This window comes from Streptococcus sp. Marseille-Q7087, from assembly GCF_965111935.1.
Genome location: NZ_CBCOPJ010000001.1, coordinates 1,003,639 through 1,026,777, shown reverse-complemented (window position 1 = coordinate 1,026,777; position 23,139 = coordinate 1,003,639). Strand labels below are relative to the sequence as shown.

Sequence of the window (23,139 nt, the reverse complement as noted above, 5' to 3'; positions counted from 1 at the left end):
TTTTTTAGTTTAATATAATTAGTTTTTAGAAGCAGCTTGGAATTCTGGATTTTTCCATGCTTCATCGATAATTTCTTGTAATTCACGAGCAGATGCTTGCATTTTTTGAGTTTCAGCATCATTCAATGGGATATTAACTGGACGAACGATACCGTGAGCACCAACGATAGCTGGTTGACCGATAAAGACGTTTTCAACACCGTATTGACCTTCTTGGAATACTGAAAGTGGAAGAACTGCATTTTCATCATCCAGAATAGCTTTTGTGATACGAGCAAGAGCTACCGCGATACCGTAGTATGTTGCACCTTTTTTGTTGATGATTGAGTAAGCAGCGTCACGAACTGAGATGAAGAGTTCAACAAGATCTGCTTCATTCAAGTCACGGTTAGCTTGTAACCATTGTTCCAATTTAACACCGGCAACGTTAGCGTGTGACCAAACGGCAAATTCTGAGTCACCGTGCTCACCCATGATGTAGGCGTGAACTGAACGAGCATCAACACCGATAGTTTCAGCAAGTGCTTGACGGAAACGAGCTGAGTCAAGTGAAGTACCTGAACCGATAACACGTTCTTTAGGGAATCCTGAGAATTTCCAAGTTGAGTAAGTTAAAATGTCAACTGGGTTAGCAGCAACAAGGAAGATACCGTCAAATCCAGATGCAACAACTTGTTCAACAATTGATTTGTTGATAGCAAGGTTTTTACCAACAAGATCAAGACGAGTTTCGCCTGGTTTTTGAGGAGCACCAGCAGTGATAACTACAAGGTCAGCATCCGCACAGTCTTCGTACTTAGCTGCATAGATTTTTTTAGGTGAAGTAAAAGCTAGCGCGTGGCTAAGATCTTCAGCATCACCAACTGCTTTTTCAAACAATTGAGGAATTTCAATGATACCAAGTTCTTGTGCAATTCCTTGTGTTACGAGGGCAAAAGCGTAAGATGAACCTACGGCACCGTCACCGACGAGGATAACTTTTTTGTGTTGTTTAGTTGCTGTCATTTGTCTAAACATCTCCTTTATTTTATTAAGAGGGAAACCCCATTTGATTTCATTCTATCACTTTTGCTAAGCTTTGTCACGGATATACCTTCGGGATAAACATGTAAACGTTTTACACGTGTTGTTAGACTGTAAAATAGTCCAAACTATGGTATAATATATGTAATTACTAATAGTGAAACGAGGCATTTGTTAATGCAAGATAAAAATTTAGTGAATGTCAATCTGACCAAGGAGATGAAGACTAGCTTTATCGACTACGCCATGAGTGTAATCGTATCGCGTGCTCTTCCTGATGTTCGTGATGGGTTGAAACCTGTTCATCGTCGTATTTTGTACGGAATGAACGAATTAGGAGTTACGCCTGATAAACCTCATAAGAAATCTGCCCGTATTACAGGGGACGTAATGGGTAAATACCACCCACACGGGGACTCATCTATCTATGAAGCTATGGTTCGTATGGCTCAATGGTGGAGCTACCGCTACATGCTTGTAGATGGGCACGGTAACTTTGGTTCTATGGACGGTGATGGTGCTGCCGCGCAACGTTATACCGAAGCACGTATGAGCAAGATTGCTCTTGAAATGCTTCGTGATATCAATAAAAATACCGTTGATTTTGTAGATAACTATGATGCCAATGAACGAGAACCTGTTGTTTTACCAGCTCGTTTCCCAAATCTTTTGGTCAATGGTGCCACAGGTATTGCCGTTGGTATGGCGACCAATATTCCACCTCATAATTTGTGTGAAACCATTGATGCTGTTAAACTCGTCATGGACAATCCTGAAGTTACAACCAAAGATTTGATGGAAGTTTTGCCTGGTCCAGACTTCCCAACTGGTGCCCTAGTTATGGGTAAATCAGGTATTCATAAGGCGTATGAGACTGGTAAGGGATCTATTGTTCTTCGTTCTCGTACGGAAATTGAAGAAACTAAAACAGGTCGCGAACGTATCGTTGTTACTGAATTCCCATATATGGTCAACAAAACCAAAGTACATGAACATATTGTGCGTCTGGTTCAAGAGAAACGTATTGAAGGAATTACAGCTGTTCGTGATGAATCTAACCGTGAGGGTGTTCGCTTTGTTATTGAAGTTAGACGCGACGCATCAGCTAATGTTATTTTGAACAACTTATTCAAGATGACTCAGATGCAGACTAGCTTTGGTTTTAATATGCTTGCTATCCAAAATGGTGTTCCAAAGATTTTATCGCTTCGCCAAATCTTGGATGCATACATTGAGCACCAAAAAGAAGTTGTGACTCGTCGCACTCAATTTGATAAAGAAAAAGCTGAGGCACGCGCGCATATCTTGGAAGGTTTGCTAATTGCTCTGGATCATATTGATGAAGTCATTCGTATCATCCGTGCCAGCGAAACTGACCAAGAAGCTCAAGCAGAATTGATGAGCAAGTTCAAGCTTTCTGAACGTCAAAGTCAAGCAATTCTTGACATGCGTCTCCGTCGTTTGACAGGTTTGGAACGTGATAAGATACAATCTGAATATGATGACCTTATTGCTTTGATTGCTGATTTGGCAGATATTCTTGCTAAACCAGAACGTGTTGCGCAAATTATCAAAGAAGAACTTGATGAAGTGAAGCGCAAATTTGCTGATAAACGTCGCACAGAGTTGATGGTGGGAGAGGTTTTGACGCTCGAAGATGAAGACTTGATTGAAGAGTCTGATGTTCTTATCACTCTATCAAATAAAGGTTATATCAAACGTTTGGACCAAGATGAGTTCACTGCTCAAAAACGTGGTGGACGTGGCGTACAGGGAACTGGAGTTAAGGACGATGACTTTGTGCGTGAATTGGTTTCTACTAGCACCCATGATCACTTGCTCTTCTTTACTAACAAAGGTCGTGTCTATCGTTTGAAAGGTTATGAAATCCCAGAATATGGTCGTACAGCCAAGGGATTGCCAGTAGTTAACCTCTTGAAACTGGATGAGGGAGAAAGCATTCAAACCATCATTAATGTCGAATCAGAACGTAGTGATGATGCATACATCTTCTTTACGACTCGAGCAGGTATTGTTAAGAGAACTAGCGTTAAAGAATTTGCCAACATTCGTCAAAATGGTCTAAAAGCCTTGAATTTGAAAGATGGGGACGAATTGATTAATGTTCTTCTTACTCAAGAAGATACTGACATCATTATCGGTACTAAATTAGGTTATGCAGTTCGTTTCAACCAGTCATCCGTTCGTAGCATGAGTCGTAGTGCTACTGGTGTTAAAGGGGTAAATCTTCGTGAAGGAGATGCTGTAGTTGGAGCTAGAGTAATCACTGACCAAGATGAGGTCCTCATTATAACCGAAAAAGGATACGGTAAGCGTACAGTTGCCACTGAATATCCAACTAAAGGTCGTGCTGGTAAAGGTATGAAAACCGCTAATATTACTGATAAAAACGGTCAACTTGCAGGCCTTCTCACAGTAAAAGGCGATGAAGACTTGATGGTTATCACAGATACAGGTGTCATGATTCGAACAAATGTTGCCAATATTTCACAGACTGGACGTTCAACTATGGGAGTAAAAGTTATGCGTCTAGATGAAAATGCTAAGATTGTAACCTTTACAACAGTTGCAGCAACAGAGAAAGAAGAAGTTGGGACAGAAAACGAAACAGAAAGTGAAGAATAATGTCTCAAAAAAGAATAAAAAGTAAAAAAAATAAGCGTAAGAATCTGCTGATTAATATTTTGGCTGGCTTTCTAATCCTTTTGTCTCTAGCTTTGATTTTTAATTCGAAGATACGTGATATTTTTATGATTTTAAATACTAATAAGTATCAGGTTAGTCAAGTAACGAAGGAAAATATTGAGAAGAATCAAGAAACAGAAGGAAATTTTGACTTCGACTCTGTCAAAGCACTTTCATCAGAGGCAGTTCTTTCAGCTCAATGGAATTCTCAGCAACTCCCGGTTATTGGAGGAATTGCTATTCCAGAACTTGAAATGAATCTTCCAATATTTAAGGGACTCGATAACGTCAACCTTTTTTATGGTGCTGGTACAATGAAAGCTAATCAAGTAATGGGAGAAGGGAACTATTCTCTAGCTAGTCACCGTATATTTACTGGTAATAATGCAGACAAGAAATTATTTTCACCTCTAGCTCGAGCTGAGAAAGGGATGAAAATTTATCTAACAGATAAAGAAAAAGTCTATACGTATGAGATAGATGAAGTTAAAATTGTTACTCCTGACCGGGTAGATTTAATTGAGGATCGTGAGGGGATTAATGAAATCACCCTAGTGACCTGTGAAGATGCTAATGCGGCTGAAAGAATTATTGTTAAAGGAAATTGGACTGAGACAAAATCTTATTTAGATACTCCATCAAAGATTTTAGATGCTTTTAATAAGCCATATAAACAATTTTATGAATAATAGAAAAGGTTCGCTAATGATAGCGAGCTTTTTTCTTGTCAATTTCAGAAAATAGATAAGGTAAAGACTTTTCAATTTTTCTAAAAAGTAGTATAATGTTTCTATTATAGAAATTTTTAGAAAATTCCAAAAGAGGTTTGTTATGGGATATACAGTTGCTGTTGTCGGTGCTACAGGTGCCGTTGGTGCTCAAATGATCAAAATGTTGGAAGAATCAACTCTTCCAATCGATAAGATTCGCTACCTTGCGTCTGCACGTTCTGCAGGAAAGGTCTTGCAATTCAAGGGCCAAGATGTGACTATTGAAGAAACAACAGAAGAAGCTTTTGAAGGTGTTGATATTGCTCTCTTCTCAGCTGGTGGTTCAACTTCTGCAAAATACGCACCTTATGCTGTTAAAGCAGGGGCAGTAGTAGTAGATAACACTTCTTATTTCCGTCAAAATCCAGATGTGCCATTGGTCGTTCCTGAAGTAAATGCCCATGCTCTTGATGCTCATAACGGGATCATTGCATGTCCTAACTGTTCAACTATTCAAATGATGGTAGCTCTTGAACCAGTTCGTCAAAAATGGGGCTTAGATCGTATCATCGTTTCAACTTATCAAGCTGTTTCAGGTGCAGGTATGGGAGCCATTCTTGAGACACAACGTGAATTGCGTGAAGTATTGAATGATGGTGTAAATCCACGTGATTTACATGCGGAAATCTTGCCATCAGGTGGCGATAAGAAACACTATCCAATTGCTTTTAATGCCCTTCCTCAAATTGACGTCTTCACTGATAATGACTACACTTATGAAGAAATGAAGATGACAAACGAAACTAAGAAAATCATGGAAGATGATAGCATTGCCGTTTCAGCAACTTGCGTGCGTATTCCTGTCTTGTCAGCTCACTCTGAGTCTGTTTACATTGAAACAAAAGAAGTGGCTCCAATCGATGAAGTCAAAGCTGCGATTGCTGCCTTTCCAGGTGCAGTTCTTGAAGACGATGTGGCTCATCAAATCTATCCACAAGCTATCAATGCGGTTGGTTCTCGCGATACCTTTGTCGGACGTATCCGTAAAGACTTGGATGCTGAAAAAGGGATCCATATGTGGGTGGTATCTGATAACCTTCTCAAGGGTGCTGCTTGGAACTCAGTTCAAATTGCAGAGACTTTACATGAACGTGGTTTGGTTCGTCCAACTACAGAATTAAAATTTGAATTGAAATAGGGAGCAAAACAGAAATCAGTAACTCGAAGAGTTTGATTTCGTAGTTTTGCCCCCGCACAGTTGATTAGTAAGTACGAATGTTGCAAACATGAGTAGTTCCAATCAACCACTGCGTTATGAAACAGAAATCAGTATCTCGAAGAGTTTGATTTCTTCCTCTTATTTTATGTACAGAACAGGAGGCAAAGGCAAGTATGCCCCAGCCTCTTTCTTATATAGAGAAAGGTTTTTTCTATGGCTTATCAAGATTTAAAAGAGTGTAAAATTATCACTGCTTTTATTACCCCTTTCCATGAGGATGGTTCCATAAATTTCGACGCTATTCCAAAGTTGATTGAACATTTATTGGCACATCATACAGACGGAATTCTCTTGGCGGGGACGACTGCTGAGAGTCCGACTCTTACTCACGATGAGGAGTTGCAGTTGTTTGCAGCAGTTCAGAAAGTTGTTAATGGCCGTGTTCCTTTAATTGCTGGTGTTGGTACTAATGATACACGCGACTCTATTGAGTTCGTCAAAGAAGTAGCAGAATTTGGAGGCTTTGCGGCTGGACTTGCTATCGTACCGTACTACAACAAACCTTCTCAAGAAGGGATGTACCAGCACTTTAAAGCTATTGCGGATGCATCAGATTTGCCAATTATTATCTATAACATCCCAGGTCGTGTAGTAGTTGAATTGACTCCGGAAACCATGCTTCGCTTAGCGGAACATCCAAATATCATCGGAGTTAAAGAATGTACCAGCCTTGCAAATATGGCCTATTTGATTGAGCACAAACCAGAAGAATTCTTGATATACACCGGAGAAGACGGAGACGCCTTCCATGCTATGAACTTGGGTGCTGACGGGGTTATCTCTGTTGCTTCTCATACCAATGGTGATGAAATGCATGAAATGTTCACTGCGATTGAAGAGAGTGATATGAAGAAGGCGGCAGCGATTCAACGTAAATTTATTCCTAAAGTTAATGCTCTTTTCTCTTATCCAAGTCCTGCTCCTGTCAAGGCAGTCCTTAACTATATGGGATTTGAAGCTGGTCCAACTCGCCTCCCATTGGTCCCTGCGCCTGAAGAGGATGCTAAACGCATTATCAAGGTTGTTATTGACGGAGACTATGAAGCGACTAAAGAGACTGTCACTGGTGTTCTTCGACCTGATTACTAACATAACAAAGATAAATAGAAACTTCCTAACAAGTAAAATTGTTGGGAGTTTTTTTCTTTTTCTACGAATAGATAAATAGAGAGAGAAAAAGGAGTCGATCATGAAAATTAAGATTGATAATTTCGAGATTTATAAGTTAAAGCAAGCAGGTTTAAGTAATCAGCAGGTTCTGAAAGTACTTCAATACGGAGAAATTTATGATCAGGAATTGAGTTTAGAGACAATTGCTGAAGCCTCAGAGTGTCGTAATCCAGTAGTTTTTATGGAGCGATATCATAAACTGACTTTTGAAAGCATGGAACGATTAAAGAAAGATTTTGAAAAGTTCCCATCATTTTCGATTCTGGATGATGTTTATCCCATTTCGCTTAGTGAAATTTACGATGCACCTGTATTGCTTTTTTATAAAGGAGATTTAAATCTCTTAAAATTACCAAAGATAGCAGTTGTAGGGAGTCGCTCTTGTAGTCAAACCGGAACCAAATCAGTCCGGAAAGTCATCGAAGAACTGGAGAATGAATTAGTTGTGGTGAGCGGACTTGCTAGAGGAATTGACACAGCAGCCCATATGTCAATTCTTCAAACTGGTGGCAAAACGATTGCAGTGATCGGGACTGGTTTAGACGTCTATTATCCCCGCTCCAATAAACGTCTTCAAGAATACATTGGAGACAATCATTTAATACTAAGTGAGTACGGACCAGGGGAAGAACCCTTGAAATTTCATTTTCCTGCCAGAAATCGCATTATTGCAGGATTGTGTCGAGGAGTTATCGTTGCAGAAGCTAAAATGAGATCTGGTAGCTTAATCACTTGTGAGCGTGCTATGGAGGAAGGTAGAGATGTCTTTGCGATTCCAGGTTCCATTTTAGATGGACGCTCAGACGGCTGTCATCATTTGATCCAAGAAGGAGCAAAACTAGCAACATGTGGGCAGGATATTCTCGCTGAGTTTGAGTTTTAGACATAGAATCATTTCATTTAGCAAACTTTTCTTCTATTGTATGGGTGTTAAGTCTTGACAGGTTTTTAAAAATGGTTTACACTTTATAAAGTTTAATTACTTTGAGAAGGTGTGATACTGTGGTAACGGCAACCAAAAAGAAAAAATCAACAAGTAAAAAGAATCTTGTAATCGTGGAGTCACCTGCTAAGGCGAAGACGATTGAAAAATATCTAGGGCGTAATTATAAGGTTTTAGCTAGCGTCGGTCATATCCGTGATTTGAAAAAGTCAAGTATGTCAGTTGACGTTGAAAATAATTACGAGCCGCAATACATCAATATTCGTGGGAAAGGTCCTCTCATCAATGATTTGAAAAAAGAAGCTAAGAAAGCCGATAAAGTCTTTCTTGCAAGTGACCCGGACCGGGAAGGGGAGGCTATTTCATGGCATTTGGCTCATATTTTAAATCTTGACGAGAATGACACCAACCGTGTTGTTTTCAACGAGATTACCAAGGATGCAGTTAAAAATGCCTTTAAAGAACCTCGTAAAATCAATATGGATTTGGTCGATGCCCAACAGGCCCGTCGTGTTTTGGACCGTTTAGTAGGGTATTCAATTTCACCAATTCTTTGGAAAAAAGTAAAAAAAGGCTTATCGGCAGGACGTGTTCAGTCTGTTGCTCTTAAGCTAATCATTGATCGCGAAAATGAAATCAATGCCTTCCAACCAGAAGAATATTGGACTATTGATGGTGTCTTTAAAAAAGGTACCAAGCAATTCCAAGCTTCTTTTTATGGAATGAATGGCAAGAAGATGAAGTTGACTACCAATGAAGAAGTCAAAGAAGTTTTATCTCACCTTAGCAGTAAAGACTTTACTGTTGATCAAGTAGATAAAAAGGAAAGAAAGCGCAATGCTCCTCTTCCATATACAACGTCTTCTATGCAGATGGATGCTGCTAACAAGATCAACTTCCGTACACGCAAAACCATGATGGTCGCCCAACAACTCTATGAAGGTATCAATATTGGTACAGGTGTTCAAGGTTTGATTACCTATATGCGTACGGATTCTACTCGTATCAGTCCGGTTGCCCAGAATGAAGCAGCAAGCTACATCAATGAACGTTTTGGTAGTAATTATTCTAAGCATGGTAGTCGGGTAAAAAATGCTTCTGGTGCTCAGGATGCCCACGAAGCTATCCGTCCTTCAAGTGTTTTCAATACACCTGAAAAAATTGCTAAGTATTTGGATAAAGACCAGCTTAAACTGTATACCCTCATCTGGAACCGCTTTGTGGCGAGTCAGATGACTGGTGCTATCTTTGATACCATGGCTGTTAAGCTTTCGCAAAATGGGGTTCAATTCGCTGCTAATGGTAGTCAAGTTAAGTTTGATGGTTATTTGGCCATTTACAACGATTCTGATAAGAATAAGATGCTACCCGATATGAAAGTAGGAGATGTAGTGAAACAGGTCAATAGCAAACCTGAACAGCATTTCACACAACCTCCTGCACGATATTCAGAAGCAACATTGATTAAAACTTTGGAAGAAAACGGAGTTGGTCGCCCATCTACCTATGCTCCAACCATTGAAACCATTCAAAAACGTTACTATGTAAGACTCGCATCTAAACGTTTTGAACCGACTGATTTGGGACAAGTCGTGAACAAGCTGATTGTCGAATACTTCCCTGACATTGTTAATGTGAAATTTACTGCTGAAATGGAAGGGAAGCTAGATGATGTCGAAGTCGGAAAAGAACAATGGCAAAGAGTCATCGATGAGTTTTATAAACCATTCTCTAAAGAGGTTGCAAAAGCTGAAGAAGAGATGGAAAAAATTCAAATCAAGGATGAACCAGCTGGATTTGACTGTGAAGTCTGTGGTAGTCCGATGGTGATTAAGATTGGACGATTTGGTAAGTTTTACGCATGTAGTAATTTCCCAGATTGTCGACACACACAGGCCATTGTTAAAGAAGTTGGTGTCACATGTCCAAAATGCCATCAAGGGCAAATCATCGAACGCAAAACTAAACGTAATCGCATTTTTTATGGATGCAATCGTTATCCAGAATGTGACTTTACTTCTTGGGATAAACCGGTTGGACGTGATTGTCCTAAGTGTGGCCACTTCCTGATGGAGAAGAAAATCCGTGGTGGTGGCAAACAAATTGTATGTAGCAATGGTGACTACGAAGAAGAAAAGATTAAATAATAGTGAGAGGGCTGAAGTAGATACTTCAGGCCTTTTTCTAATTTAAACTTGACAGATTTCATCTTTTTATGCGAAACTAGAAGAAGATTATTCTTAACTAGGAGTAGACATGCGTATCATTTATCTCAGTATTGGCTTTATTTCATTAGCTTTGGCTATCGTTGGTGTAGTCTTACCGCTATTGCCAACAACTCCCTTCCTCTTATTATCAATTGCCTGTTTTTCTAAATCTTCTAAGCGTTTTGAAGATTGGCTCTATCATACCAAACTTTATCAAACATATGTGGCTGATTTTAGAGAAACAAAGTCTATCGCACGTGAACGCAAGAAGAAGATTATTGTTTCGATCTATATCTTGATGGGAATCTCCATTTATTTCGCTCCGCTTTTACCCGTAAAAATTGCTTTAGGTTGTTTAACAATATTTATAACCTATTACCTCTTTAAGGTGATTCCAGATAAGGAATAGCTTTAATAAGTAGCGTTTTTCCTTGATAAAAAGTAGGGGTTACTTAAAACAATATGATATAATAATATCAAATGAATCATCAAGGAGTATCAAATGATATACGAATTTTGTGCTGAAAATGTAACCTTGCTTGAAAAAGCTATGCAGGCAGGAGCTCGCCGTATTGAGCTCTGTGACAATCTTGCTGTTGGTGGAACGACACCGAGTTATGGAGTAACTAAGGCAGCTGTAGAACTGGCATCTAACTACGATACGACTATCATGACTATGATTCGTCCACGTGGTGGTGATTTTGTTTACAATGATCTAGAAATTTCCATTATGCTTGAGGACATTCGTGTAACTGCTCAGGCAGGTAGTCAAGGGGTTGTCTTTGGTGCATTGACAGCGGATAAGAAGCTGAATAAATTCAACCTTGAAAAATTGATTGCTGCCTCTAAAGGCATGGAAATTGTTTTCCATATGGCTTTTGATGAATTAAGCGATGAAGATCAGTTGGAAGCTATTGATTGGCTTAGTCAAGCTGGAGTGACACGCATCCTGACTCGTGCTGGTGTATCTGGTGATTCGTTAGAGAAACGTTTTGCTCACTACCGCAGAATTCTAGAACAAGCTGCAGGTAAAATTGAAATATTACCTGGTGGTGGGATTGACATGGACAACCGACAAACCTTTATTGACCAACTGGGTGTGACACAATTGCATGGAACTAAGGTTGTCTTTTAAAAAATAGAAAGGAACTGCTAGCTTATGGTAGCAGTTTTCGCTTATGTTTGAAATTTTTAAAGCCTATCAGTTTAATAGTAAAAAGGCTAAAGAGTATGGATTTGTAGAAAACCAAGGTGTATGGACCTATAATTCGACTATCTTGCAGGGAGATTTTCTCATGATGCTTACAGTTAAGAATGGAGACTTAAATATTCAAGTTTATGACCAAGAAACTGGTGACCTCTATCCTCAAGTTCATATGGAAAGTATGAGAGGTACTTTTGTCGGAAGTGTTCGAGAGGCTTGTTTAGAAGTTCTTTATGGCATTCGAAAGGCTTGTTTTGAGGTACAGGAATTTCTCTGTCCGCAGACAGAGAGAATTATGACTCTAGTCCAAGAAAAGTATGAAAATCAATTAGAATACTTATGGGAGAAATCGCCTGATACGGCAGTTTTACGTCATGATGACAATCAGAAGTGGTACGCAGTATTAATGAAGATTTCCTGGGAAAAACTAGATAAGTCACGGGAAGGACAAGTAGAAGTCGTAAATCTTAAGCATGATCAAGTAGCTGATTTATTAGTAGAAAAAGGCATTTACCCAGCTTTTCATATGAATAAACGTTATTGGATAAGTCTGCCACTTGATGATACTTTATCGGATGAACAGATTCTTGAACTATTTGAGAGAAGCTGGTTTTTAACCTCTAAGAAGTGAAGGAACATATTTGAGTTTTCAAATACTTTCAATCGGCAAAATATTCTTTATTGAAGAAATTTTCAGAAAATATTGGATTTTTTCTTGACAAGTGATTTTTCCTATGCTAGAATACTAAACAAGACATCAAACAAAGGAGAAAGCCAAACATGAAAACAGCTAAGTTTAATCAATTTGCTTTGTTGTTGAGATACTCGGACTAGTGCAAAAGCATTAGTCCTGTTTGGCTTACCAAGCGGGAGTAAATCAACATCTCGCTTGGAACTCCGAGCGAGATGTTTTTTTCTATAACGAAAATGTGAAGGGAGAATTCTCATGTGTGTAGTTGAGTTTTTAGATACCAGCCTCCGAGATGGTGAGCAGACACCAGGTGTCAATTTTTCAATAAAGGAAAAGGTTGCTATAGCAAAACAGCTAGAGAAATGGGGTATTTCAGCAATCGAAGCTGGTTTTCCGGCAGCTAGTCCAGATTCATTCACAGCTGTCCAAGAAATTGCTAAGGCTATGAAAAAAACAGCAGTGACAGGGTTAGCTCGTTCTGTTAAATCTGACATTGACGCTTGTTATGAGGCACTGAAGGATGCCAAGTATCCACAAATCCATGTTTTTATCGCTACTAGTCCTATTCATCGTGAATTTAAGTTGAATAAGAGTAAAGAGGAAATATTGGAAGCTATTAAAGAGCATGTTTCCTATGCACGTTCTAAATTTGAAGTGGTAGAATTCTCTCCTGAAGATGCGACTAGAACTGAGCTAGATTTCCTCTTACAAGTCGTTCAAACAGCGGTAGACGCAGGTGCGACTTATATCAATATTCCTGATACAGTAGGTTTTATAACTCCAGAGGAATATGGAAGTATCTTTAAATATCTGATTGACAATGTTCAAACGGATCGTCAGATTATCTATTCGCCTCACTGTCACGATGACCTTGGAATGGCGGTTGCAAATAGCCTTGCTGCTGTAAAGAATGGAGCAGGACGCGTTGAAGGAACCATTAACGGAATCGGAGAACGAGCTGGGAATGCTGCTTTAGAAGAAATAGCAGTAGCTCTCAATATTCGCCAAGATTATTATCAAGCAGAGACAAGTATTGTTCTAAACGAAACGATTAATACGTCCGAAATGGTCTCTCGCTTCTCAGGAATTCCAGTTCCAAAAAATAAGGCAGTTGTCGGTGGAAATGCCTTCTCTCACGAATCAGGTATTCACCAAGATGGTGTTCTTAAAAATCCTCTCACTTATGAAATCATCACACCTGAACTGGTGGGTGTCAAGAGCAACAGTCTTCCGCTTGGGAAATTGTCTGGTCGCCATGCTTTTGTTGAGAAACTAAGAGATTTGGCTCTAGACTTTACAGACGAAGATATCAAGCCACTTTTTGCTAAGTTTAAAGCTTTGGCTGATAAGAAGCAAGAAGTCACTGATGCAGATATTCGAGCTCTAGTAGCTGGTACCATGGTTGAAAATCCAGAAGGGTTCCACTTCGATGATCTACAACTCCAAACTCATGCGGAAAATGATATTGAAGCGACTGTTAGCTTGGCTAATTTAGATGGTGAAAAGGTTGAATTTAATGCAACAGGACAAGGTTCGGTTGAGGCAATCTTTAACGCTATCGACAAATTCTTTAATCAATCTGTTCGCTTGGTATCCTACACAATTGATGCAGTAACAGACGGGATTGATGCTCAGGCACGTGTCTTGGTTACTGTTGAAAACAGAGATACTGAAACAATCTTTAACGCAGCAGGTCTTGATTTTGATGTGTTGAAAGCATCAGCTATTGCTTATATCAATGCCAATACTTTTGTTCAAAAAGAGAATACTGGCGAGATCGGCCCAAATCTTTCCTACCGTGACATGCCTAGTGTTTAAAGGAGAATTCTATGACAAAGAAAATAGTTGCCCTAGCAGGCGACGGAATTGGACCAGAAATCATGGAAGCTGGTTTAGAAGTTCTTGCATCGATAGCCGAAAAAACAGGATTTGACTTTGAGATAGACAGACGACCATTTGGAGGTGCAAGTATTGATGCTACAGGGCATCCTTTACCAGATGAAACACTCAAGGCTGCTAGAGAAGCAGATGCTATTCTCCTAGCTGCAATTGGTAGTCCTCATTATGATGATGCTCCAGTTAGACCTGAACAAGGGCTTCTGGCTCTTCGTAAGGAACTCAATCTCTATGCTAATATTCGTCCGGTAAAGATATTTGAGAGTCTCAAGCACTTGTCACCGCTTAAACCAGAGAGAATTGCTGGTGTTGACTTTGTAGTAGTGCGTGAGTTGACAGGTGGGATTTACTTTGGAGATCATATCCTTGAAGAGCGCAAAGCGCGTGATATCAACGACTATAGCTATGAGGAAGTAGAGCGGATTATACGCAAGGCCTTCGAAATTGCAAAAGGTCGAAATAAAATTGTTACTAGTATCGATAAGCAAAATGTGTTAGCAACTTCAAAACTCTGGAGGAAAGTGGCTGAAGAAGTTGCAAAAGATTTTCCGGATGTAACCTTGGAGCATCAGCTAGTTGACTCAGCTGCCATGCTCATGATTACAAATCCAGCCAAGTTTGATGTTATTGTGACAGAGAATCTTTTCGGAGATATCTTATCTGATGAATCAAGCGTTCTATCTGGTACACTTGGAGTTATGCCATCGGCTAGTCACTCTGAAAATGGACCGAGCCTTTATGAACCAATTCATGGTTCAGCACCTGATATAGCAGGTCAAGGCATTGCCAATCCCATTTCTATGATTTTATCAGTTGCAATGATGTTGCGTGATAGTTTTGGACGTTATGAGGATGCGGAGCGTATCGAGCGTGCTGTTGAGGCAAGTCTAGCTGCTGGCATTTTAACGAGAGATATAGGAGGACAGGCTTCGACTAGGGAAATGACAGAAGCCATTATCGCAAGACTATGAAACTAAACGAAGGAATTACTTTTGCTCTCTTGATTTGGAATCTATTGGTATTTATGATTTATGGCATTGATAAATCCAAAGCCAAAAGAGGTGCTTGGCGTATCCCTGAAAAATATTTATTATCATTTGCATTCTTATGTGGTGGTTTTGGTGCTTGGTTGGCAGGTGTTACCTTTCACCACAAGACTAGAAAATGGTATTTTAAAACGATTTGGTTCCTAGGAATAGTGACTACACTAGTAACTTTGTATTTGTTATGGAGGTAATGAATGGTAGGAAAATCGATTTTTGATAAATTATGGGACCTCCATGTAATCACAGGAGAAGAGGGACAACCGCAACTCATGTATGTGGATCAGCACTACATCCATGAGGTGACCAGTCCTCAAGCTTTTCAAGGATTACGAGATTCAGGGAGAAGATTGAGGAGACCAGATTTAACATTTGGTACCTTTGACCACAATGTCCCGACGGTTAATATTTATGATATTCGAGATGTAATATCCAAGGCTCAAATTGATAAGTTGGCAGAAAATGTTGAGGAATTCGGGATTGAACATGCGGCCCACGGTTCTGAAAAACAAGGCATCGTTCACATGGTTGGTCCAGAAACAGGACGAACACAACCAGGAAAATTTATCGTCTGCGGAGATAGCCATACAGCGACCCATGGAGCTTTTGGAGCCATCGCCTTCGGAATTGGGACTAGTGAGGTCGAGCACGTATTTGCTACTCAAACTATTTGGCAGGTTAAACCCAAGAAAATGTTGGTGGAATTCACAGGAGTTCCTCAAAAAGGAGTTTATGCCAAAGATTTCATCCTAGCCTTGATTGCAAAGTACGGCGTTGCCTGTGGTGTAGGATACGTGGTGGAGTATCGAGGTCAGGCCATTGATGCACTTAGCTTGGAAGAGCGAATGACCATCTGCAATATGTCCATCGAGTTTGGATCCAAGATGGGAATCATGAACCCAGATCAGACAACTTATGACTATCTTGAGGGACGTGAGTGTGTTCCCAAGGATTTTGATGTAGCAGTTGCTGATTGGGAAAGGCTTGTTAGTGATGACGATGCTGTTTATGACAAGGTTATCCGAATGGATGTCTCTGAATTGGCTCCTATGGTGACTTGGGGCACCAATCCAGCCATGGGAGTTGACTTTGAGACTAGCTTCCCAGAAATAAAAGATATGAATGATGAACGTGCTTATCATTACATGGATTTACAACCAGGTCAGAAACCAGCAGATATCGAACTTGGCTATGTTTTTATAGGTTCTTGTACCAATGCTCGACTCAGCGATTTACAACTAGCAGCTCGGTTTGTAGAAGGGAAGAAAATCGCTCCAAATCTAACTGCAATTGTAGTACCTGGTTCTCGACCAGTCAAGCGAGCAGCTGAGAGGTTAGGTTTGGATAAGGTGTTTCTAGATGCGGGCTTTGAGTGGAGAGACCCTGGATGCTCCATGTGCCTAGGAATGAACCCTGACAAGGTACCAGATGGTGTTCACTGTGCCTCGACAAGCAACCGTAACTTTGAAGATCGGCAGGGATTTGGTGCTAAGACCCATCTCTGTAGTCCTGCCATGGCAGCAGCAGCAGCAATCGCAGGACGTTTCGTAGATGTACGGCAAATGCCTGAAGCCCAGTAAGGAGAGGATATGGAAAAATTTACTGTTTATACGGGAACAACAGTTCCTCTTATGAATGACAATATCGATACCGACCAAATTCTTCCCAAACAGTTTCTGAAGTTAATTGATAAGAAAGGTTTTGGGAAATACCTTATGTATGCTTGGCGTTATGTGGATGATCAGTATACTGAGGATCCAGACTTTGTCTTTAACCGACCTAAATATCGCAAAGCCACTATTCTCATCACAGGAGATAATTTTGGGGCTGGTTCTTCGAGGGAACACGCAGCTTGGGCATTAGCAGACTATGGTTTTAAGGTCGTGATTGCTGGCTCTTTTGGAGATATTCATTACAATAATGAGCTCAATAATGGTATGTTGCCTATTGTTCAGCCTAGGGAAATCAGAGAAAAGCTAGCCCAACTTAAACCGACTGACCAGGTAACTGTGAACTTGGAACAACAAACAATCATCACACCAGTTGGAGAATTCTTCTTTGAAATCGATAGCGAATGGAAACACAAGCTCTTAAATGGTTTAGATGATATCGGTATTACCTTGCAGTATGAAGACTTGATTGCTGCTTATGAAAAACAACGACCAGCCTACTGGCAAGAATAAAAAATAGAAAAGGAAATAGAACTATGACAAAACACATTCAATGGAACGGAACACTTTCGCAAGAAGGCTATGAAATTTTAAAAGGTGAGGGCGGATGTATCGTTTGCCCTACAAAAGTTGGTTACATTATCATGACTAGCGATAAGGCAGGACTTGAGCGCAAGTTTGAAGCCAAAGAACGTAATCGTAATAAACCAGGAGTAGTCCTCTGTGGTAGCATGGACGAGCTTCGCGCTTTAGCACAACTCAACCCAGAAATTGAAGCCTTCTATCAAAAACATTGGGATGAAGACATTCTTCTCGGTTGTATTCTTCCATGGAAACCAGAAGCTTTTGAAAAATTGAAAGCATACGGTGATAGTCGTGAAGAACTCATGACCGATGTGCGTGGAACGAGCTGTTTCGTTATCAAGTTTGGGAAAGCTGGTGAACAATTAGCTGCCAAACTTTGGGAAGAAGGCAAGATGGTTTACGCCTCATCAGCTAACCCATCTGGGAAAGGAAACCGAGGTAAGGTTGAAGGTATCGGAGAACGTATCGAAGGAGCAGTGGATCTTGTCATCGAAGCTGACGACTATGTTGCATCTATCCAACCAGACAAAACGATTGAAACTCGTTACGAGCAAGGTGTGATGGTCTCTATGGTTGATAAGGATGGAAAACTCATCCCAGAACAAGGTGGAGCACGTTCAATCTCACCAGCTCCAGTTGTGATTCGTAAAGGACTTGATATTGATAAAATCATGATGCACTTATCAGATACCTTTAACTCATGGGATTACCGTCAAGGTGAGTATTATTAAGACAGTAAAAATTAGAGAGCTCATAATCTCTCTATTTTTTTATAGAAAAATAAGCAAAATCCGAACGTTATAAATTTTAGGTTTCAAAATAATTGACAAAAACTTTACCTTAGTTTATAATCGTTAGAGGAAACGTCGGAAAAGACGTAGTGATGCGAAAGCATAGGTAGGTCATTATAAAAGAAACGAGACATCGAAATGTTAAACGAATTTCCGATCTTTGACTATGAAGATATTCAGCTAATCCCTAACAAGTGTGTTCTTAAAAGTCGTGCAGAAGCTGACACACACGTGACACTTGGGAAGCACACCTTTAAATTACCAGTTGTTCCTTCAAATATGCAAACAATCCTAGATGAAGATGTTGCAGAACAGCTTGCAAAAGGTGGTTATTTCTATATCATGCATCGATTCGATGAAGCTGGACGCATTCCTTTTGTGAAACGCATGCATGATAAGGGCTTGATTGCTTCTATTTCTGTTGGTGTTAAAGATTATGAGTATGACTTTGTTAGTCAATTAAAGGAAGATGCTCCTGAGTACATCACGATTGATATTGCTCATGGTCATGCAGACAGTGTCATTTCAATGATTCAGCACATCAAGAAAGAATTGCCAGATACCTTTGTCATCGCTGGTAACGTTGGTACTCCCGAGGCAGTTCGTGAACTTGAAAATGCTGGAGCAGACGCTACTAAGGTCGGAATTGGTCCAGGTAAAGTATGTATTACTAAGGTTAAAACTGGTTTTGGTACTGGTGGTTGGCAGTTAGCGGCTCTTCGCTGGTGTGCTAAGGCTGCCCGTAAACCAATTATTGCCGATGGTGGTATCCGTACACACGGAGATATTGCTAAGTCAATTCGCTTTGGTGCAAGTATGGTTATGATTGGCTCACTATTTGCAGGTCATATCGAAAGCCCTGGTAAAACAGTTGAAGTCGATGGTAAACAATTCAAAGAATACTATGGATCAGCTTCTGAATACCAAAAAGGTGCTTATAAGAATGTTGAAGGAAAGAAAATCCTTCTTCCAGCTAAAGGGCACTTACAAGATACCCTAACTGAAATGGAACAAGATTTGCAAAGTTCGATTTCTTATGCTGGAGGTCGTAAAGTAGCTGATCTTAGACATGTAGATTATGTAATTGTGAAGAACTCTATCTGGAATGGAGATGCTCACTAAAAAATATCATTACTTATTTATGCCATGAATAGGCGTGGCGTTTCTACAAGGTACCGTAAATACCTAACAATGAGTAAGTCGAAGAGAGATACAAGAAGCAGAGCTATCTGTTTCAATCTCTCTAAGGGGCTTACTTTGTGAGTCCCTTTTTATTTCGGAGGTTATTGTGAAATTACTAGAGGAACGTATTTTAAAAGATGGGAATATTCTAGGTGAGAATATTCTTAAGGTGGATTCATTCTTGACTCACCAAGTGGATTTTTCCTTAATGCGCGAGATTGGTCGCACCTTTGCAGAATTTTTTAAAAATGCAGGTATTACCAAAGTCGTAACCATTGAAGCATCTGGAATTGCACCAGCTCTTTATGTAGCTGAGCAGTTGGATGTACCCATGATTTTTGCTAAGAAGGCAAAAAATATTACCATGAATGAAGGAATTTTGACTGCTGAGGTTTATTCTTTCACTAAACAAGTTACTAGTACCGTATCCATTGCAGGGAAGTTCTTATCTCCTGGAGATAAAGTATTAATTATTGATGATTTCTTGGCTAATGGTCAAGCAGCTAATGGTTTGATTCAGATTATCGAACAAGCTGGTGCTACAGTCGAGGCCGTCGGAATTGTGATTGAAAAATCTTTCCAATATGGTCGTGAACTGTTAGAAAAATCAGGTCATCAAGTCGTATCACTTGCTCGTTTAGAGCGTTTTGAAAATGGAAGAGTTATCTTCAAGGAGGCAGACATCTAATGAATCAAAAAGAAAACCACTCAAAAGCGGCCGTATTGGGCTTGCAACACTTACTTGCCATGTACTCAGGTTCAATCCTGGTACCAATCATGATTGCAGGTGCCCTAGGTTACTCACCTCAACAACTGACATACCTTATCTCTACAGATATCTTTATGTGTGGGGTCGCAACTCTCTTACAATTGCAACTTAATAAATATTTTGGTGTCGGTTTACCTATTGTTCTTGGGGTAGCCTTCCAGTCTGTTGCTCCACTTATTATGATTGGACAAAGTCACGGTAGTGGTGCTATGTTTGGTGCCTTGATTGCTTCTGGTATTTATGTCGTTCTTGTAGCTGGCGTATTTTCTAAGGTTGCAAATCTGTTTCCTTCAATCGTAACAGGTTCTGTCATTACAACAATCGGTTTAACTTTGATTCCTGTAGCTATCGGAAATATGGGAAATAACGTCGAAAAACCAACGGGACAAAGTTTAGCATTAGCAACAATCACCATTCTCATCATTCTTTTGGTTAATATCTTTACAAAAGGATTCATTAAATCTATTTCAATTTTGATTGGTTTGATTGCAGGTACTATCATCGCTGCGACTATGGGCTTGGTTGATTTCTCTCCAGTAGCAGAAGCTCCACTTGTTCATATTCCAACTCCATTCTACTTCGGTGCTCCACAATTTGAGATTTCTTCTATTGTAATGATGTGTATTATCGCTACTGTATCAATGGTAGAATCAACTGGTGTATATCTTGCCCTTTCTGATATTACTAAAGATCCAATTGATAGCACTCGTCTCCGTAATGGTTATCGTGCTGAAGGTCTTGCTGTTTTACTTGGTGGACTTTTCAATACCTTCCCTTATACAGGTTTTTCACAAAACGTAGGTTTGGTGAAACTTTCAGGTATTCGTACACGTTTGCCGATCTACTATGCAGCAGGATTCCTCATTTTACTTGGTCTCTTGCCTAAGTTTGGTGCCTTGGCACAGATTATTCCTAGCCCTGTTCTAGGTGGAGCCATGCTCGTCATGTTCGGTTTTGTTTCTCTACAAGGGATGCAAATCTTGTCTCGTGTGGACTTTGAGCACAATGAACACAACTTCCTCATTGCAGCAGTGTCTATCTCGGCTGGGGTAGGATTAAACGGAAGTAACCTCTTCAATACTTTACCGACTGAATTACAAATGTTCTTCTCAAATGGTATCGTCATTGCAAGTACAGTGGCCATCATTTTGAACGCTATTTTGAATCGTAAAAAATAAAAATAAGTGAGAAGGATAGAAATATCCTTCTCATTTTGTTTTTTAGAGCTTCTGTATTGTTTCTATAGTCCTTTTTATGGTAAAATGGTTCTATGAATGAAAGAATGAAAGAGCTCGTTGAGTTGCTCAATCGCTATGCGACAGAGTATTATACAAGTGATAACCCATCTGTATCTGATAGTGAGTATGATCGTCTCTATCGTGAACTGGTAGAGTTAGAAAAAGCTCACCCAGAGCAAGTCTTGCCAGATAGTCCAACCCACCGTGTTGGCGGTAAGATTCTAGATGGATTTGAAAAATATAGTCATCAGTATCCTCTCTATAGTTTGCAGGATGCTTTTTCACGTGAAGAACTCGATGCCTTTGATGCGCGTGTTCGTAAGGAATTGGATGATGTTACTTATATCTGTGAGTTGAAAATTGATGGATTATCGATTTCCTTGACTTATGAGCAAGGACTTTTTGTTGCTGGAGCAACTCGTGGTGATGGCTCTTTTGGTGAAAATATCACTGAAAATCTTAAACGAGTGAAAGATATTCCTTTAACTTTACCAGAAAAATTAGATATCACTGTTCGTGGTGAATGCTATATGCCGAGGGCATCATTTGATCAGGTCAATCAAACGCGTCAAGAAAACGGGGAGCCAGAGTTTGCTAATCCACGAAATGCTGCTGCAGGAACTCTTCGCCAGTTAGACACAGCAGTAGTAGCTAAGCGTAATCTTGCAACCTTCCTCTATCAGGAAGCTAGTCCTTCAACACGAGATAGTCAAGAGAAGGTTTTGGACCATTTGAAACAATTGGGCTTTGTTGTCAATCCAAGACGCCTATTAGCCCACAGCATGGATGAGGTTTGGGAGTTTATCCAAGAAGTAGGTCAAGAAAGAGACCAGTTGCCTTATGATATCGACGGTGTCGTGATTAAGGTCAACGACCTAGCTGGTCAAGAGCAACTTGGATTTACAGTCAAAGCACCAAAGTGGGCAGTCGCTTATAAGTTCCCTGCAGAAGAAAAAGAAGCAAAACTTCTTTCTGTTGACTGGACAGTAGGACGAACAGGAGTTGTAACTCCGACTGCTAATCTTACTCCGGTGCAGTTGGCAGGTACAACAGTTAGTCGTGCAACCCTTCATAATGTTGACTATATTGCTGAAAAGGATATCCGCAAGGATGATACTGTCATCGTTTATAAGGCAGGAGATATCATTCCAGCCGTTTTACGAGTGGTGGAATCTAAGCGTGTGTCTGGGGAGAAACTAGATATTCCAACAAACTGTCCAAGTTGTGAGAGCAAGCTATTACACTTTGAAGATGAGGTGGCTCTTCGTTGTATAAACCCACGTTGTCCAGCTCAAATCAAGGAAGGTCTAATTCACTTCGCATCCCGTGATGCCATGAATATCTCTGGCCTCGGTCCATCAGTCGTTGAAAAACTTTTTGATGCACAATTGGTCAAGGATGTTGCAGATATATATCGATTGACGATTGAAGATTTTCTCCTGTTAGACGGCATCAAGGAGAAATCGGCTCAAAAACTTTATCAGGCTATTCAAGCTTCTAAAGAAAATTCTGCCGAAAAACTCTTATTTGGTTTGGGAATTCGACATGTAGGAAGCAAGGCAAGTCAGTTACTCTTACAACATTTCCACTCAATCGAAACACTGGCTCAAGCAAGTCCTGAAGAAGTTGCAGGCATTGAAAGTTTAGGAAGTGTCATTGCTCAAAGTCTCCAATCTTATTTTGAGACTGAGGGCGCTAAAATCCTTTTAAGAGAATTGAAAGAATTAGATGTTAATCTAGACTACAAAGGACAGGTCGTTGCAGCAGATGCAGCCTTATCAGGTCTAACAGTCGTATTGACAGGAAAACTTGAACGTCTTACTCGCTCGGAAGCTAAAAGTAAACTCGAAAATCTTGGAGCCAAGGTAACGGGTAGTGTATCGAAGAAGACTGACCTTGTGGTAGCAGGAGCAGATGCAGGTAGCAAACTCCAAAAAGCACAAGAACTTGGAATTGAGATTCGAGATGAAGCTTGGTTGGAGAGTTTATAATCATTACACACTAAAGAATGACTATCTTAGATTTCTTGATC

General features: G+C 40.0%; 20 protein-coding genes and 1 riboswitch. Of the genes, 19 read left to right on the top strand and 1 reads right to left on the bottom strand.

The genetic code is table 11. The annotated features are described in order from the left end of the window. Positions 1-18 precede the first annotated feature (18 nt). On the bottom strand, positions 19-1,005 hold the full coding sequence (locus tag ACWPVF_RS05270; protein ID WP_061863164.1) for an L-lactate dehydrogenase: 987 nt from the start codon (positions 1,003-1,005) through the stop codon (positions 19-21). A gap of 195 nt (positions 1,006-1,200) precedes the next feature. On the opposite strand from ACWPVF_RS05270, the gene gyrA reads away from it, so the two are divergent. The 19 genes from gyrA (at position 1,201) to ligA (ending at position 23,098) form a co-directional block, all read left to right on the top strand. Continuing rightward, entirely contained in the window at positions 1,201-3,669 is a 2,469-nt protein-coding gene (gene gyrA, locus ACWPVF_RS05265) for a DNA gyrase subunit A (RefSeq protein ID WP_454385089.1), read from the top strand. Beyond that, entirely contained in the window at positions 3,669-4,418 is a 750-nt protein-coding gene (locus tag ACWPVF_RS05260; RefSeq protein ID WP_454385087.1) for a class A sortase, read from the top strand. The genes gyrA and ACWPVF_RS05260 overlap by 1 nt, the downstream gene beginning before the upstream one ends. A gap of 142 nt (positions 4,419-4,560) precedes the next feature. Then, positions 4,561-5,637 carry an aspartate-semialdehyde dehydrogenase gene (locus ACWPVF_RS05255; RefSeq protein WP_223332945.1) on the top strand — a complete coding sequence of 359 codons (1,077 nt, stop codon included), beginning with the start codon at positions 4,561-4,563 and terminating at the stop codon, positions 5,635-5,637. A 234-nt stretch (positions 5,638-5,871) separates the two neighbouring features. After that, positions 5,872-6,807, top strand: a complete 936-nt coding sequence (gene dapA, locus ACWPVF_RS05250; protein ID WP_454385085.1) for a 4-hydroxy-tetrahydrodipicolinate synthase — start codon at positions 5,872-5,874, stop codon at positions 6,805-6,807. A gap of 106 nt (positions 6,808-6,913) precedes the next feature. After that, on the top strand, positions 6,914-7,771 hold the full coding sequence (dprA, locus tag ACWPVF_RS05245; protein ID WP_349815557.1) for a DNA-processing protein DprA: 858 nt from the start codon (positions 6,914-6,916) through the stop codon (positions 7,769-7,771). A 119-nt stretch (positions 7,772-7,890) separates the two neighbouring features. Then, the gene (gene topA / locus ACWPVF_RS05240) at positions 7,891-9,978 is read left to right on the top strand and encodes a type I DNA topoisomerase (RefSeq protein ID WP_414307432.1); all 2,088 of its coding nucleotides are present in this window, start codon (positions 7,891-7,893) and stop codon (positions 9,976-9,978) included. Between the two features lie 109 nt (positions 9,979-10,087). Continuing rightward, positions 10,088-10,447 (top strand): YbaN family protein, encoded by a 360-nt coding sequence (locus ACWPVF_RS05235; RefSeq protein WP_004253454.1) that lies wholly within the window; start codon positions 10,088-10,090, stop codon positions 10,445-10,447. A 93-nt stretch (positions 10,448-10,540) separates the two neighbouring features. Continuing rightward, positions 10,541-11,173: a copper homeostasis protein CutC gene (locus ACWPVF_RS05230; RefSeq protein WP_414307431.1), complete on the top strand. Its 633-nt coding sequence runs from the start codon at positions 10,541-10,543 to the stop codon at positions 11,171-11,173. A 43-nt stretch (positions 11,174-11,216) separates the two neighbouring features. Beyond that, positions 11,217-11,873 (top strand): MmcQ/YjbR family DNA-binding protein, encoded by a 657-nt coding sequence (locus tag ACWPVF_RS05225; protein WP_414307430.1) that lies wholly within the window; start codon positions 11,217-11,219, stop codon positions 11,871-11,873. A gap of 315 nt (positions 11,874-12,188) precedes the next feature. Beyond that, the gene (locus tag ACWPVF_RS05220; RefSeq protein ID WP_414307429.1) at positions 12,189-13,751 is read left to right on the top strand and encodes a 2-isopropylmalate synthase; all 1,563 of its coding nucleotides are present in this window, start codon (positions 12,189-12,191) and stop codon (positions 13,749-13,751) included. 11 nt (positions 13,752-13,762) lie between these two features. Continuing rightward, the gene (gene leuB, locus ACWPVF_RS05215) at positions 13,763-14,800 is read left to right on the top strand and encodes a 3-isopropylmalate dehydrogenase (RefSeq protein WP_414307428.1); all 1,038 of its coding nucleotides are present in this window, start codon (positions 13,763-13,765) and stop codon (positions 14,798-14,800) included. After that, positions 14,797-15,066 carry a DUF1294 domain-containing protein gene (locus ACWPVF_RS05210; protein WP_414307427.1) on the top strand — a complete coding sequence of 90 codons (270 nt, stop codon included), beginning with the start codon at positions 14,797-14,799 and terminating at the stop codon, positions 15,064-15,066. Before leuB ends, ACWPVF_RS05210 begins: the two co-directional genes overlap by 4 nt. 3 nt (positions 15,067-15,069) lie before the next feature. Continuing rightward, positions 15,070-16,452: a 3-isopropylmalate dehydratase large subunit gene (leuC, locus tag ACWPVF_RS05205; protein WP_454385082.1), complete on the top strand. Its 1,383-nt coding sequence runs from the start codon at positions 15,070-15,072 to the stop codon at positions 16,450-16,452. Between the two features lie 9 nt (positions 16,453-16,461). Then, entirely contained in the window at positions 16,462-17,055 is a 594-nt protein-coding gene (gene leuD / locus ACWPVF_RS05200) for a 3-isopropylmalate dehydratase small subunit (RefSeq protein ID WP_414307425.1), read from the top strand. Positions 17,056-17,078: 23 nt separating this feature from the next. Next, entirely contained in the window at positions 17,079-17,858 is a 780-nt protein-coding gene (locus ACWPVF_RS05195) for an L-threonylcarbamoyladenylate synthase (RefSeq protein WP_454385080.1), read from the top strand. 198 nt (positions 17,859-18,056) lie between these two features. Then, the gene (gene guaC, locus ACWPVF_RS05190; RefSeq protein WP_414307423.1) at positions 18,057-19,040 is read left to right on the top strand and encodes a GMP reductase; all 984 of its coding nucleotides are present in this window, start codon (positions 18,057-18,059) and stop codon (positions 19,038-19,040) included. Continuing rightward, positions 19,034-19,130, top strand: a riboswitch (purine riboswitch). (Overlaps the previous gene by 7 nt.) Positions 19,131-19,206: 76 nt before the next feature. Continuing rightward, positions 19,207-19,788 carry a xanthine phosphoribosyltransferase gene (locus ACWPVF_RS05185; RefSeq protein ID WP_414307422.1) on the top strand — a complete coding sequence of 194 codons (582 nt, stop codon included), beginning with the start codon at positions 19,207-19,209 and terminating at the stop codon, positions 19,786-19,788. Beyond that, complete coding sequence (locus ACWPVF_RS05180) at positions 19,788-21,047, top strand: nucleobase:cation symporter-2 family protein (RefSeq protein WP_247912398.1); 1,260 nt, start codon at positions 19,788-19,790, stop codon at positions 21,045-21,047. The genes ACWPVF_RS05185 and ACWPVF_RS05180 overlap by 1 nt, the downstream gene beginning before the upstream one ends. Positions 21,048-21,139: 92 nt before the next feature. After that, the gene (gene ligA, locus ACWPVF_RS05175; protein ID WP_414307421.1) at positions 21,140-23,098 is read left to right on the top strand and encodes an NAD-dependent DNA ligase LigA; all 1,959 of its coding nucleotides are present in this window, start codon (positions 21,140-21,142) and stop codon (positions 23,096-23,098) included. Positions 23,099-23,139: the final 41 nt, after the last annotated feature.

What these genes read in the sequence shown, in the direction of transcription:
- ACWPVF_RS05270 (WP_061863164.1), bottom strand. Translation starts at nt 1,005, where the DNA reads ATGACAGCAACTAAACAACACAAAAAAGTTATCCTCGTCGGTGACGGT.
- gyrA (WP_454385089.1), top strand. Translation starts at nt 1,201, where the DNA reads ATGCAAGATAAAAATTTAGTGAATGTCAATCTGACCAAGGAGATGAAG.
- ACWPVF_RS05260 (WP_454385087.1), top strand. Translation starts at nt 3,669, where the DNA reads ATGTCTCAAAAAAGAATAAAAAGTAAAAAAAATAAGCGTAAGAATCTG.
- ACWPVF_RS05255 (WP_223332945.1), top strand. Translation starts at nt 4,561, where the DNA reads ATGGGATATACAGTTGCTGTTGTCGGTGCTACAGGTGCCGTTGGTGCT.
- dapA (WP_454385085.1), top strand. Translation starts at nt 5,872, where the DNA reads ATGGCTTATCAAGATTTAAAAGAGTGTAAAATTATCACTGCTTTTATT.
- ACWPVF_RS05235 (WP_004253454.1), top strand. Translation starts at nt 10,088, where the DNA reads ATGCGTATCATTTATCTCAGTATTGGCTTTATTTCATTAGCTTTGGCT.
- ACWPVF_RS05230 (WP_414307431.1), top strand. Translation starts at nt 10,541, where the DNA reads ATGATATACGAATTTTGTGCTGAAAATGTAACCTTGCTTGAAAAAGCT.
- ACWPVF_RS05225 (WP_414307430.1), top strand. Translation starts at nt 11,217, where the DNA reads ATGTTTGAAATTTTTAAAGCCTATCAGTTTAATAGTAAAAAGGCTAAA.
- ACWPVF_RS05220 (WP_414307429.1), top strand. Translation starts at nt 12,189, where the DNA reads ATGTGTGTAGTTGAGTTTTTAGATACCAGCCTCCGAGATGGTGAGCAG.
- leuB (WP_414307428.1), top strand. Translation starts at nt 13,763, where the DNA reads ATGACAAAGAAAATAGTTGCCCTAGCAGGCGACGGAATTGGACCAGAA.
- ACWPVF_RS05210 (WP_414307427.1), top strand. Translation starts at nt 14,797, where the DNA reads ATGAAACTAAACGAAGGAATTACTTTTGCTCTCTTGATTTGGAATCTA.
- leuC (WP_454385082.1), top strand. Translation starts at nt 15,070, where the DNA reads ATGGTAGGAAAATCGATTTTTGATAAATTATGGGACCTCCATGTAATC.
- leuD (WP_414307425.1), top strand. Translation starts at nt 16,462, where the DNA reads ATGGAAAAATTTACTGTTTATACGGGAACAACAGTTCCTCTTATGAAT.
- ACWPVF_RS05195 (WP_454385080.1), top strand. Translation starts at nt 17,079, where the DNA reads ATGACAAAACACATTCAATGGAACGGAACACTTTCGCAAGAAGGCTAT.
- guaC (WP_414307423.1), top strand. Translation starts at nt 18,057, where the DNA reads ATGTTAAACGAATTTCCGATCTTTGACTATGAAGATATTCAGCTAATC.
- ACWPVF_RS05180 (WP_247912398.1), top strand. Translation starts at nt 19,788, where the DNA reads ATGAATCAAAAAGAAAACCACTCAAAAGCGGCCGTATTGGGCTTGCAA.
- ligA (WP_414307421.1), top strand. Translation starts at nt 21,140, where the DNA reads ATGAATGAAAGAATGAAAGAGCTCGTTGAGTTGCTCAATCGCTATGCG.